A 13,008-nucleotide genomic window follows, 5' to 3' on the forward strand; every position below is an offset into this window, starting at 1 on the left:
AGACGTGGATGCCCGGCATAAAGCCGGGCATGACGGCCAGGAACAATCTTAGATTCCACTGATGCGCCCCAGCCTGCTCAATCCGCTGTTTGCTCCCGTGACCACCCTGCCCGGCGTCGGTCCGAAGCAGGACAAGCTGCTGCAGTACCTGCTCAGCCGCAGCGAGACGCCACGGCTGGTCGACCTGCTGCTGCATCTGCCGAGCCAGGTCATCGACCGCCGGGCCCGGCCGAAGATCCGCGATGCGGCCGTCGGAACCATGGTGACGCTGGAGGTCACCGTCGATCGCCACCGCCCGCCCCCGCCGCGCAATGCGCGCGCGCCGTATCTCGTCTACGCCAGCGACGACACCGGCGATGTCGTGCTCACCTTCTTCCGCGCCAAGCCGGGCTATGTCGAAAAACTGCTGCCGGTCGGCGAGAAGCGCTACGTCTCCGGCACGCTCCAGATGTACGACGGCATCCCGCAGATCGTGCATCCGGACCGCGTGCTCGACGAGGAGGCGATCTCGAAACTGTCGGGCATCGATCCGGTCTATCCTCTGACCGAGGGTCTCGCGCTCGGCTCGCTCCGCCGCGCGATCGCGCAGGCGCTGCTGAAGCTTCCTGCCTTGCCGGAGTGGATCAGCCCCGAGGTGCTGCGCCGCTGCCACTTCCCGCCGATCGCGGAAGCGCTCAATCGCGTGCACCAGCCGGTCGAGCTGACCGACATATTGCCGGACCAGCCGTTCTGGTCGCGCCTCGCTTTCGACGAGCTGCTGGCCGGCCAGCTCGCGCTCGCGCTGATCCGTGCGCAACTGCGCCGCCCCGCCGGCGTGCGCAACGCCGGCGACGGACACTTGCGCAACAAGATCATCGATGCCCTTCCTTACGCGCTCACGCCATCCCAGCGCAACGCTGCCGCGGCAATCGCCGACGATCTGAAGCAGCCGGTGCGCATGCTGCGGCTGCTTCAGGGCGACGTTGGCTCGGGCAAAACAGTCGTGGCGCTGCTCGCGGCTGCCGCCGTCGCCGAGGTCGGCAAGCAGGCCGCGCTGATGGCGCCGACGGAAATTCTGGCGCGCCAGCACATCAAGACCATTGCCCCGCTCGCCGAGCGCGCCGGCATGCGCGTTGCCATCCTCACCGGCCGGGAAAAGGGCAAGGAACGGCGCGAGATCATCGCCCGGCTCGCCGCAGGCGAGATCGATCTGCTCGTCGGTACCCATGCGCTGATCCAGGACGACGTGATCTTCCATGATCTCGCGCTCGCCGTCGTCGACGAGCAGCACCGCTTCGGCGTGCGCGAACGGCTTGCGCTGACGTCCAAGGGCGAAGCCGTCGACGTGCTGGTGCTGAGCGCGACGCCGATCCCGCGCACGCTGGTGCTGACCTATTTCGGCGACATGGACATCAGCGAGCTGCGCGAGAAGCCCGCCGGCCGCCAGCCGATCGATACCCGCGCCGTCGCCATGAACCGGCTTGGCGAGGTCATGGACGGCGTCGGCCGCGCTCTCCAATCCGGCAAGCTGGTCTACTGGATCTGCCCGCTGGTCGAGGAGTCGGAGGCGGAAGGCACCGAGCATCTCACCAACGCGACCAAGCGTTTCGAGAGCCTGCAAAAACGTTTCGGCGAGCGTGTTGGCCTCGTCCACGGCCAGATGAAGGGCACCGAGAAGGATCGCGTGATGGGCCAGTTCGCCGCCCACGAGATCGGGCTCCTTGTCGCCACCACCGTGGTCGAGGTCGGCGTCGACGTGCCCGCCGCAACCATCATGGTGATCGAGAACGCCGAGCGCTTTGGCCTTGCCCAGCTGCACCAGCTGCGCGGGCGCATCGGCCGCGGCTCGGAAGCCTCGACCTGCATTCTGCTCTACGGTGAGCCGCTCGGCGAGATGTCGAAGGCACGGCTGAAAGTGATCCGCGAGACCACCGACGGCTTCCGCATCGCCGAGGAAGATTTGAAGCTGCGCGGCGAAGGCGACGTGCTCGGCGTACGCCAGAGCGGCCTGCCCGGCTACCGCATCGCGCGCCCGGAGGTGCACGGCCAGCTGATCGCCCAGGTTAGAGACGAGGCGCTGCGCATCCTCAAGGACGATCCCAAGCTGAAGGGCGAGCGCGGCGAGGCGCTACGGTGCCTGTTGTACCTATACGAACGAGACGAGGCGATCCCGTTGATCGGGGCGGGTTAGGATTGTTCATGATGGATCCCGCGTCAAAGCTACGTGCCAGGCTAATGCCAATCTTGCAAAGATGGGAGCAAGAGCTCCGAAGAGATAATCCAAACATTACAACGAAAATCTACGATTGGCCGATCGGCAGACTCACAAGTTGGCAAGGTCACGATATTGGAATCGAATGCGTCTTCAAAAACGTCGTGCCGGAATGGCCCGACAACGTAGCGCTGTCGATATCGCTCAAGCACTTAGATAAGAGCCCATCGATTCAATCCGCTGACGTCGTTTGGGGGCATCCTAGCGGCTACGTCGAAGCGAGCTTGTTACCGACTTCTGTCGAATTTTCCCCCAACCATCTCGCAGAAGTAATTGAAAGGTTGCCCGAACTGTTCACCGCGCTCAAGCAGGCTATCCGAAGAGGTCGGCCTGTTGCTTAATCAGTGGGCGGTTCAAGAGCCCCGTGCCGCACGCTTCTGGCCCGCGCTCACCGCAAACGCCTTCATCAGCTCCGCATCCAACGCCTCGCCCTTCGCATCCTCCGCGAGATGCTCGAACCAGCGCGCAAAGCCCTCATAGATCTGGCTCGCCGGATGATTGGGCCCGAGGAAACCTGAAATCTCCCGCATCTCCGCGACCCAGCGATACGCTTTCGGAATCATGTCGGGCAGCGCCACTTCGAGCCGCGCCAGGATCGCCGGCTGGCTGAGCGCAAGCTCGTCGCGTAGCGCATCGGCCGCGCCCGCTTTCGTGGCCGCGATCACCATGGCCGAGCCGATGCCGGCGAGGCCCTTGACGATGCCGGCATAGGACATCTTCAGCGCCGACGCCGCGCCGACCGGGCCTTCGACGATCCGCACGTCGAGGCCGAGGTCCTTCAGCACGGCGACCTCGCTGGCGAACTCGCCGGACATGTAGAAGGCCGGGCTCTTGCCGCCCGGCTGCGGAGGGAAGCCGATAATGCCGGCATCGACGAACGGCGCCTGGGCTGAGCCGATGATCTCCTCGATCCTTTGCACCGTGTCGACATTGACGGCGTTGCAGTCGACGACAACAGGCTTCTTTGCGCGCCTGACGATCAGCGCGGCCAGCCGCTCAGCCAGCGCGACGGCTTCGCCCGGGGGCACGATCGAGAGGATGATGTCGGCCTCGGCGATCGCCTCGTCCTCGGCGCCGACCATGCCGGCATCTGCCGCGCGTTTCAGCGTCGCCTCGCTCCGTCCCTTCAGCGACGTCAGCACGCGCGCTCCGTTCTCGCTGAGACGGCGGGCCACGGCGCTGCCCATGGCACCGGGGGCGAGGATCGCAATGGTCTTCGACGTCGTTTTGGACATCATGCACTCCAGATCGAATTCCGGGCGGCAGGCTCGGGTTCAACCGGAGAATAGCAGAGGACGAAAACGCCTGCGTGAACGTGGCCATCCCGCGGGGGAATGGCCCTACTCCGCCTTCGCAGGTTCGGGCTGGAGCTTGGAGGCATTGGCGATACGCGCGGCATTCGCCACGCCGGCAAGCGCCGCCACCTTCTTCGGATCGGGGGTCGAGCCCGGCTGCACCACGCCGGCCGACATGATCAGCGTCGCGGCATCCTCGGCAGTGAGATCGACCTCGATGATCTTGCTCTTCGGGACATAGAAGAAGAAGCCGGTGGTCGGGTTCGGCGAGCACGGCAGGAACACCGAGACGTGCTCCTCCTGCCCTGGGAGGCTGCGCGCGATGTCCTCGTTCGGCGATTGCGAGATCAGCACGATCGACCACATGCCCGGCGAGGGAAACTCGACGAGGCCGACCTTGCGGAAGCTCGAGCCCTTGCCCGAGAACAGCGTCTCGAACACCTGCTTCAGGCCGCGATAGATGGCGCGCACCGCCGGGATCCGGCCCAGCAAGGTCTCGCCGACATCGACCAGCGTCCGGCCGATCAGATTGGCCGCCAGGAAACCGACCAGCGTCAGCGTGAAGAATGCGACGACCAGTCCCCAGCCGGGAATGACGTAAGGCAGATAGGTTTCGGGCCGGTAGGCCAGCGGCACGAAGGGCCGCACCACGCCGTCGACCCAGGTGACGAACCACCAGACCAGATACAGCGTGATCGCGATCGGCCCGGTCACGACGAGCCCGGTCAGGAAATAATTGCGGAAGCGGCCCATCAGGCCGGTATGTGGTTCCGGGACGGGATCAAGAGGCGCGGGCGCGTCGTCGCGGGGGGTCATTCGGGTTCCAGGTCGTCGCTAGCAACAAGCTAGGATCTTCTAGCAGGTTTTGGAAGACCACGAAGCGACCGACCGATGTCCGTTTTGCCTATTCCACGGTCACCGATTTGGCGAGGTTGCGCGGCTGGTCGACATCGGTGCCCATCACGACGGCCGTGTGATAGGCGAGCAGCTGCACCGGGACGGCATAGACCATTGGTGTGAAGGCCGCCGCCATGTCGGGCATGACGATGGTGACGAGGGACTCGACGGTCGCCTCCTCCGCGCCCTTGGCGTCCGTCATCAGGATGATATTGCCGCCACGCGCGGCGACCTCCTGCATGTTCGAGACGGTCTTTTCGAACACCCGGTCGTAAGGCGCGATGACGACGACAGGCATGGTCTCGTCGATCAGCGCGATCGGCCCGTGCTTGAGCTCGCCGGCGGCATAGCCTTCGGCGTGGATGTAGGAGATCTCCTTCAGCTTCAGCGCGCCTTCGAGCGCCAGCGGGAAGCTGGTGCCCCGGCCGAGATAGAGCACGTCGCGCGACTTGGCGATCCGGTGCGCGAGCTTTTCGATCTGGGGCTCGGTGGTGAGCGCGTCTGCCATCAGGCGCGGGACCTCGACGAGGCCATGGACCAGCCTGGTCTCGTCCTCGTCGGACAATTCGCCTCTCGCCTTGCCGGCCGCGATCGCAAGGTTTGCCAGCACCATGAGCTGGCAGGTGAAAGCCTTGGTCGAGGCGACGCCGATCTCCGGTCCCGCCAGCGTTTGCAGCACGGTCTCGCTCTCGCGCGCGATCGTGGAGGTCGGCACGTTGACGACGGCGACCGTGTGCACGCCTTGCGCCTTGGCATAGCGCAGCGCGGCCAGGGTGTCGGCGGTCTCGCCGGACTGCGAGATGAAGATGGCGAGATCGCCCTTGCGCAAGGGCGCCTCGCGGTAGCGGAATTCGGACGCGACATCGACCTCGACCGGCAGGCGCGCAAAGCGCTCGAACCAGTATTTGGCAACGAACCCGGCATAGCTCGCTGTGCCGCAAGCGGTGATGTTGATGCGCTGGATGGTCTTGAGGTCGAACGGGAGCTTGACGGGCAGCGCGACGCGCTCGGTCGCCATGTCGACGTAGCGCGCCAGCGTGTGGCCGACCACTTCCGGCTGCTCGTGGATCTCCTTTGCCATGAAGTGGCGGTAATTGGCCTTGTCGACCAGCGAGGTCGAGGCGGCGTGCCTGATCTTGTCGCGCTGGACGGTGTAGCCGTCCTTGTCGAAGATCGTCGCGCTCTTGCGGGTCAGCACGACCCAGTCGCCGTCTTCGAGATAGCTGATCGTGTCGGTGAACGGGCCGAGCGCGATGGCGTCGGAGCCGAGATACATCTCGCCGTCGCCGTAGCCGATCGCCAGCGGCGGTCCGTTGCGGGCCCCGATCATGAGGTCGTTGTCGCCGGCGAAGATGAAACCGAGCGCGAAGGCGCCGCGCAGCCGCGCCAGCGTCAGCTTGACGGCTTCGACCGGCTTGTTGCCGCGTGTGAGCAGATCGTCGACGAGATGCAGCACGATCTCGGTGTCGGTCTCGGTGTGGAACACCGTACCGTTCTTCTCGAGCTCCTCGCGCAGTTCGCGGAAATTCTCGATGATGCCGTTGTGAACGACAGCGACGCGCTCGGTCGCGTGCGGATGGGCATTGTTGACGGTCGGCTTGCCGTGGGTGGCCCAGCGCGTGTGGCCGATCCCGGTGGTGCCCTTCAGAGGCTCGGCTTCGAGCCGCTTCTCCAGGTTCTTGAGCTTGCCCTCGGCGCGGCAGCGCTCGAGGTGCGCACCTTCGAGCGTGGCCACGCCCGCGGAATCATAGCCGCGATATTCAAGACGTTTGAGCGAATCCACCAATTGCTCTGCAACCGGCTCGCGCCCGAGAATGCCGACAATCCCGCACATGCGGATCACTATCCCCCAAATCGTCGAAAAATCGCCTAAACGACGCGCTCAGTTTTTAGCGAAATTCCCGACGAACCAGATACTCAATAATTATTGCCGATTGAGACAGGACCGGGCGCCCTGCACTTCGCCTGCGTCGAATTGGCCGGCGTTAAACCGCGCGCATTAACTTGTTGTCAACTGGTTTAGCCAACGATTTCCATCCAGGAGATACAGGGTCATGAAAGGCTCGTCCGACCGCAAAGGCCTGACATCGATGTCCGTCCGCGCCAGCGAGACCACGGGCACTCGCCTTGCGCATTGGCCGCCGCCCATGCGCGGCAAGGAAAGCAAGCCCGTCTTCGTCAAGCATGCCGAAGGCGAGCCGGTGAAGCGCGCCAAGCCGCGCGGCTGGCGCCTGACCCGCGCCATCTTCTCCGAATTCGCCGACGACGAATAGCGCCGTCATTTCTCCGGCTTCTTGCCGCCCGTCTTCAGCTCGCGATAGCGCGCCGCGCCGCCTTCCCTGATGACCTGCTGGCTGCGCTCCAGCGCCATGGCGTCGTCGGGTACATCCTTCGTGATCACCGAGCCGGAGCCGATATAGGCGCCATTGCCGATTTTCACGGGAGCGACCAGCGAGGAGTTGGTGCCGACGAACGCGCCCTGCCCGATCACCGTCTTGTGCTTCTTGAAGCCGTCGTAGTTGCAGGTGATGGTGCCGGCGCCGATGTTGGAGTTGGCGCCGACGGTGGCATCGCCGATGTAGGAGAGATGGTTGACCTTGACGCCGGCCTCCAGCGTCGCCGCCTTGGTCTCCACGAAATTGCCGATGCGGGCGCCGTCGCCGAGCGAGGTGCCGGGACGAAGCCGCGCATAGGGGCCGATCGAGACGTTCTTGCCGAGCGTGGTCTGCACGATGTGCGAGAAGGAATGGATCACGGTGCCGTCCGCGATCGACACGCCGGGGCCGATCACCACGAACGGCTCGATGGTCACGTCCTTGCCGAACACCGTGTCCGCGGAGAGATAAACCGTCTCCGGCGCGATCAGTGTGACGCCGGCCTCCATCGCCGCCTTGCGCAAGCGCGCCTGGATCACGCCTTCCGCTTCGGCGAGCTGCGCCTTGGTGTTGATGCCGCGCACCTCGTCCTCGCTGGTCTCGATCACGACGGACTCCCATCCCTTTTCGCGGACGATTTCGACTGCGTCCGTCAGATAATATTCGCCCTTGGAATTCGCATTGCCGATTTGCCCGAGGATGTCGAGCGCGCGGCGGCCGTCGATCGCCATCACGCCAGCGTTGCACAGATCGATCTTGCGCTCATCCGCACTGGCGTCGGCCTGTTCGCGGATCGCGACCAGGCGGTCGCCCTCGACGATGAGCCGGCCGTAGCCGGTCGGATCGGCGGCGCGAAAGCCGAGCGCGGCGATCGCGGCGCCGCCGGCGAGCGGCGCGCGCAGCCGCGCAAAGGTCTCGGCCGAGATCAGCGGCGTGTCGCCGAAGGCGATGAGGAGATCGTCAACGCCGCGCGCGATCGCCTCGCGCGCCGCCAGCACCGCGTGCGCGGTGCCAAGGCGTTCGTTCTGCACGAAGGTGAGCACGTCGGGACGGATGCGCTTCGCCTCATCCGCGACCGCCTGGTGATCGGGGCCGATCACGACCGCGAGCGAGGTGCCGGCTCCCTTCGGTGCGGCGGCGAGCACGTGGGCGAGCAGCGTCTGGGAAGCTACGGGATGCAGCACCTTCGGCAGGCTCGATCGCATGCGCGTGCCTTCACCGGCGGCGAGCACGATCGTGAGGCTGGAACGGGCGGTCATCGAAATCCTGTCAGATATAGCCGAATCAATTGGCGCAACGGGCAGCGAGCGCCCTCGGAAGGCTATCGCCTTGCTACCCCCGCAAACGCCCGGAATTCAAGTGCGAGGCGCTTTTCCTGTTAATGTTCCCTGATTGATTCGGGGAAGCCCGGACCGGGGCTGGGCACTTAACGTACATGGCAAAGGATTCCGACCGACTGGCGGATGCCTTCGGCACCAAGGAGACCGGCGGGCTGTTCTCCGGACTTTTGGCGGAGGAAAGCGCGTTCGACCGTCGCATGATGTGGCGGCTGGGCTCGTGGGGCGTAGCGGCCGTGGGCGCGGTCGTCATCGCGGTGATGGCCAACCAGGCCCAGCTCGGCTGGCGGCGCGACCAGGCTGCCGCCACCGATCTCGCGCGCCAGGCCGACCGGCTCCAGATGCTGACCAGGGAGAGCCAGAACGAGGCCCGCCGGCTCGCCGCCGCCATCGAGACGCTGAACACCGATCGCGACCGGCTCTATTCGCGCGTCACCGTGCTGGAGCAAGGGCTCGATTCCGTCACCGGCGCCATTGCAAAGCAGACCGCCACACCGCAGCAGGGCGCGAAGCCGCAGGACCCGGCACCCGCAGCTCCCAGCGTCGCGCCGGTCGCCTCGACCCCAGCTCCGGCAAACGACAAGCCGCGCACGGAAGCCGCCAAGGATTCTCAGAAGGACGCTCCGAAGGAATCGCTGAAGGAGCCGCCGAGCCCACCGCCGCAGACCGCCGCTGCCGCCTCGCTCGTGCAACAGACGCCCGCAATGAACTCGGCGCTGCCGGCCATTCCGCTGGTGCCGTCCAAGCCGCTCATGGCGCCGCCGGATCCGTCCGCATCGAAACTGATTCAACCCGAGGCAGCCGAGAAGGCCGCCGAGAAGAAAGCCGAGCCGGCGCCCGCCCCGGCCGAGGTCGTCGCGGCAGCAACAAAGTCACCGGAAGCAGCCGAGAACGAATCTCCTGCGATCGCGGTTCAGCAGACGCGTTTTGCGATCGATCTCGGCGGCGCCAACTCGATCGACGGCCTGCGCGCGCTCTGGCGCGGCCTGACCAAGTCCCATCCGGAGATCGCGGCGCTGCGGCCGATCATCATGATCAAGGAAGGCACCACCGGCCTCGGCATGCAGCTCCGCTTGGGGGCCGGCCCGCTGGTCAACGCCGCCGTCGCCGCAAAATTCTGCGCGAGCCTCGCCGAGAACGACCGTCACTGCGAGACCACCGTGTTCGATGGTCAACGTTTGTCGATGCGTGGCGGCCAGGAAAAGGGACAAGAAAAGGGACAAGAGAAGGGCCAGGAAAAAGCGCAAGAGAAAACCCAGGACAGGGTTCAAGAGAAGAGCCCGGAGAAGAATCAGGACGCGGTGCCGCAGGCCGAAGCTGCGCCGGGCGCAAAGCCCGAGAAGCCGCAGCGCCGCCGCAACTACTCCTCGAAACGATCCAAGCGCGAGGAGCCCGCGCCTGCTCCCGCGGCGCAGCCTGCGCCGGCGCCGGCGAAACCAGAGGCAGCATCGACGTCAGCGGGATCGACGCTATCGTCGTTCTTCAGACGCTAAAGCATCATCCGGAAAGTGCGCAGCGGTTTTCCGAAGAGATCATGCTTTAAGAACAACCTAGAGCGCGAACGATTCATCCTGATCGCATCGCGCTTTGGGGCGGACTCCGCTTCCACCTGAACCCGCGGTGAATGACAGCATGTCGTCGCGCGCGCAGACGGGCTTAATTTTCAGCCCGTCATCGAACCAGCCGCCGACTGCCAAGTTATCCCGGTCGTGAACCGGAGCGGCCGACTGGCAGAAGCACTCGTGCCCGCCTCCATGGACCAAAGGAGACACGCGTGAAGACATTCATCATCGCAACGGCCGCTGTTCTCGCGGCGTCCTCGGCGCTTGCGCAAACGACAAAATCGCCGGGCGCCTCGAGCAACGCGCCGGGCCAGCAGATGCAGAACACGACGAAGCCTTCGACAGGTCCCGGTGCCTCCGAATACGCGCCGGGCCATCAGACCAATACCACCGCCGGACCCGGCCACTCGGAAAGTGCTCCCGGACAGAAGATGCAGAACACCACGGGTTCGAGCACCACAAGGAAGTGACGGTGCAAGGCCAAAGTCGTCCACTCTGGCAGACGGCGCCGACCGACCCGGCCGGCGCCGTCGCGCTGTCAGAGACGGCCCGCACCGCACGATCCCGATGATCGCGCGACCTTGCATGCGACCAACGGACGCTTGGACGTGAGCCGCTCTTTCGCAGCAAGCTTGCAGTCGTTTCCGGCGCAATCCGAATGTCGCCCTGTTTCCGAACTCGTGGGTTTTGATGAACGAGCTGGATGATGTCCTGAGGCTTCTCGTCGCGGCCGGAACAGGGCTGCTGATCGGCATCGACCGCGACATGAACGACAAGCCGGTGGGCATGCGAACCCTGGCGCTGGTGGCTCTCGGCTCCGCGCTGGTTTCGATCTCCGTGATCGAGTTCCAGAACCTGCGCGACCACCCGGATGCGATCTCCAGGGTCATTCAGGGCGTCGTTGCCGGCGTGTTGACCGGTGTCGGCTTCATCGGGGCAGGCGTCATCCTGCACGACGCCAAGGCAAAGACGGTTCACGGCCTCACCACGGCCGCGACGGTCTGGATCGCGGCCGGCCTCGGCATTGCCTGCGCGTTGGGAGCCTGGCTGCTCGTCGGAGCAGCCATCGCGGTGACGTTGCTCGTGCTGTTCGTGCTGGGCTGGGTCGAGCGCCGGCTGGGGTTGAAATAATCCTGGCGTCGGCATGACACGTCCGCCCGGATCGGATCAGCGGAAACATCGCCTGCCCTGTTGCCTGTCCGCCCCATCCCGACCATATTGCGCCCATGACAAAGAAGCCCTTTCGCCTCACGCCCTACCAGGTGCAGTTCCTGATCGTCGTCGGCTTCGTCTCCGTCGGCTATGCCAGTTACCTGCGCTATCTCGGCATCGAGCTCTCGACGGTCGCGCTTGCCTGCGACGCCGGCCTGCAGACCGCAATCTGCAAGGCGCGTTCGGTCGCGACCGTCCTGTTCAAGAATTCGGTGTTCGGCATCGTCGCACTGGTGGTGGCGACGCTGAACCTGATGCGGCCGTCGATCGTGCTGCTCACCGTCGGCATCGTCGCCGCCGGCCTCGGCATCGTGCTCTACAACGTCGTGCTGTCCGGCCTTGCGATCGGCCTGTTCATTCTTGGGTTTGCTCGGCCCGCGCCCGCCACAGCGTGAGCGCGAACAACAGATAGATCGCGCAGGTCCACAGCGACTGCCAATTGTCGCGGCCTTCGTTGACCAGCACATAGGCCGCCGAAAGCGTCAGCACGCCCGCGAACACCGCTTCGGCGATCGGACGCTGGCCGATCTGGGGCCGGTTCAGCATCAGCAGCGCAAACGGCACCACCGCCATCGTCAGCGCGGCGTAGGGAAAATCCTTGTAGCGCGGGTCGAACACGAAGCCGAGCGCGGTCGCGGAAGCGATCACCGCCGTCACGGCCAGCGTCAAGCCGAGCACCGCGGTGAGCTTAGACCATTTCCGGCCCTCACGCGGGCCAAGCAGATCGAGGAAGGTCGGAAGGCTGCGGCCGATCACCATCGCCTGCGCGCAGAAGATCGGCGACAGGATGCCGGCCAGCAGCAGCGCGCCCCACAGCAGCCAGCCGCCGATGCCGTAGCTCTCGTAGTACATCTTGTCGATGCCGATACCGAGCAGGCTGCCCGCCGTCGTCGCCGAGATGCCGACGCCGAGCCAGGCCGGGAAGCGCGGCGTCCACGGCCGCCGGCGCAGTGTGATGAGCGCGACCGCGAACACCAGCACGCTGAGGCCCATGCCCGCGCCCATGTACCATTTCCAGTACGGGAAATTGCTGATCGGCTGTCCCGGCGGATATTTCAGGTTTCGGCGCACCGAATCATACAGGCCCCAATAGCCGCCGACGGTGCCTTCCAGCTTGCGCTTCCACGGCTGGTCGTAGGACTCGATCAGATTGACGCGGAACTTCTGCGTCTTCGCAAGGCTCAGGATTTCCGAGACGACGCGCGCCTGATTGGTCCGCGACGGCAGCGCGCCGTCGCGCATCCGGCCCGCGCTCGGCCAGCCGGTTTCGCCGATCAGGATCTCCTTGCCGGGAAACGCCACCACCATGCGCTCGCGGATCTGCTCGACATGGGCGGCGGCGAATTTCGCCCTGACGGGGAAATCCTCCCAATAGGGCAGGATGTGGATCGTGACGAAGTCGACGGCGTCATAGACCTCGCGGTTCTTCAGCCAGTATTCCCAGACATCGGCATAGGTGACGGGCACGCTGACCTGCGCCTTCACCGAGCGGATGATCGAGACGAGGTCCGCCGTCGTCATCTCGCCGCGCAGCAGCACCTCGTTGCCGACGATCACCGCGCTGATGATGTCGGGGAATTCCTTGGTGAGGCGAACGGCGAGCGCGGCCTGCTCGAAATTCTTGGTGCGGTTGCTGGAAAGCCAGATGCCCTGGAGCACTTTCAGCCCGCCAACCTTGGCGGCAACCGCCGGCACCTGGTCGAGCCCGTTCTCCATCGAGTAGGTGCGAATGCAGTCGGTGATCTCTTTGAGCTGGCGGAGATCCTGCTCGATCTGCTCGGCCTCGATATGGGTCCACGCCTCCAGCGGCGTCTGCTCGCCGCGGAACGGCGCGTAGGAGACGCACTGAACCTTGTCGGCGGGATCGATCGGGGCGCGCGCGAGCGTGATCGGCGTGGCAAGCCACCACCACACGGCAGCGATCGCACCCAATGAAACGAGCAGAAGCGCCAGTGGCGTACGAAGAGAAATCGGTTCCGTCCTCCGCGAAGGGTCCGTCGATTACCTGCTCGCACGCCTTCTGCCAAGGGGTAACAGGCGACCGACCCGCTCCTCACCCTGCGGAATTTGGCTGCGGCC

The 13,008-nt window shown here is 65.2% G+C and carries 12 protein-coding genes; 7 read left to right on the forward strand and 5 right to left on the reverse strand.

All coding sequences use genetic code 11. The features are described from left to right. Positions 1-61: 61 nt before the first annotated feature. Positions 62-2,170, forward strand: a complete 2,109-nt coding sequence (gene recG, locus H1B27_RS13050; protein WP_197966325.1) for an ATP-dependent DNA helicase RecG — start codon at positions 62-64, stop codon at positions 2,168-2,170. 8 nt (positions 2,171-2,178) lie between these two features. After that, positions 2,179-2,592 (forward strand): hypothetical protein, encoded by a 414-nt coding sequence (locus H1B27_RS13055; RefSeq protein WP_197966326.1) that lies wholly within the window; start codon positions 2,179-2,181, stop codon positions 2,590-2,592. 12 nt (positions 2,593-2,604) lie between these two features. Here H1B27_RS13055 and H1B27_RS13060 read toward each other — a convergent pair whose 3' ends face one another. From H1B27_RS13060 to glmS, 3 genes are all read right to left on the reverse strand, one after another. Beyond that, a complete protein-coding gene (locus H1B27_RS13060) occupies positions 2,605-3,486 on the reverse strand; it encodes an NAD(P)-dependent oxidoreductase (protein WP_197966327.1) in 882 nt (293 codons plus the stop codon). Between the two features lie 105 nt (positions 3,487-3,591). Further along, positions 3,592-4,362, reverse strand: coding sequence for a DUF502 domain-containing protein (locus tag H1B27_RS13065; protein ID WP_061881720.1), 771 nt, complete (start codon positions 4,360-4,362; stop codon positions 3,592-3,594). 88 nt (positions 4,363-4,450) lie between these two features. Beyond that, entirely contained in the window at positions 4,451-6,277 is a 1,827-nt protein-coding gene (gene glmS / locus H1B27_RS13070; RefSeq protein WP_197966328.1) for a glutamine--fructose-6-phosphate transaminase (isomerizing), read from the reverse strand. Positions 6,278-6,497: 220 nt separating this feature from the next. On the opposite strand from glmS, the gene H1B27_RS13075 reads away from it, so the two are divergent. Further along, a complete protein-coding gene (locus H1B27_RS13075; protein WP_197966329.1) occupies positions 6,498-6,716 on the forward strand; it encodes a hypothetical protein in 219 nt (72 codons plus the stop codon). Between the two features lie 5 nt (positions 6,717-6,721). Here the strand turns inward: H1B27_RS13075 and glmU are convergent, their stop codons facing one another. Then, positions 6,722-8,077 carry a bifunctional UDP-N-acetylglucosamine diphosphorylase/glucosamine-1-phosphate N-acetyltransferase GlmU gene (gene glmU / locus H1B27_RS13080; protein ID WP_197966330.1) on the reverse strand — a complete coding sequence of 452 codons (1,356 nt, stop codon included), beginning with the start codon at positions 8,075-8,077 and terminating at the stop codon, positions 6,722-6,724. Positions 8,078-8,253: 176 nt separating this feature from the next. On the opposite strand from glmU, the gene H1B27_RS13085 reads away from it, so the two are divergent. The 4 genes from H1B27_RS13085 (at position 8,254) to H1B27_RS13100 (ending at position 11,324) form a co-directional block, all read left to right on the forward strand. After that, positions 8,254-9,648 (forward strand): hypothetical protein, encoded by a 1,395-nt coding sequence (locus tag H1B27_RS13085; RefSeq protein WP_197966331.1) that lies wholly within the window; start codon positions 8,254-8,256, stop codon positions 9,646-9,648. Between the two features lie 281 nt (positions 9,649-9,929). Continuing rightward, the gene (locus H1B27_RS13090; protein ID WP_061881726.1) at positions 9,930-10,187 is read left to right on the forward strand and encodes a hypothetical protein; all 258 of its coding nucleotides are present in this window, start codon (positions 9,930-9,932) and stop codon (positions 10,185-10,187) included. Positions 10,188-10,407: 220 nt separating this feature from the next. Next, positions 10,408-10,848: an MgtC/SapB family protein gene (locus tag H1B27_RS13095; RefSeq protein ID WP_028178747.1), complete on the forward strand. Its 441-nt coding sequence runs from the start codon at positions 10,408-10,410 to the stop codon at positions 10,846-10,848. A 95-nt stretch (positions 10,849-10,943) separates the two neighbouring features. Further along, complete coding sequence (locus H1B27_RS13100; protein WP_028178746.1) at positions 10,944-11,324, forward strand: hypothetical protein; 381 nt, start codon at positions 10,944-10,946, stop codon at positions 11,322-11,324. Here the strand turns inward: H1B27_RS13100 and H1B27_RS13105 are convergent. Further along, the gene (locus tag H1B27_RS13105; protein ID WP_247802233.1) at positions 11,284-12,843 is read right to left on the reverse strand and encodes a glycoside hydrolase family 17 protein; all 1,560 of its coding nucleotides are present in this window, start codon (positions 12,841-12,843) and stop codon (positions 11,284-11,286) included. The genes H1B27_RS13100 and H1B27_RS13105 overlap by 41 nt on opposite strands. Between the last annotated feature and the right edge of the window lie 165 nt (positions 12,844-13,008).

Origin of the sequence: Bradyrhizobium diversitatis (assembly GCF_016031635.1) — a bacterium.
Taxonomy (GTDB): Bacteria; Pseudomonadota; Alphaproteobacteria; order Rhizobiales; family Xanthobacteraceae; genus Bradyrhizobium; species Bradyrhizobium diversitatis.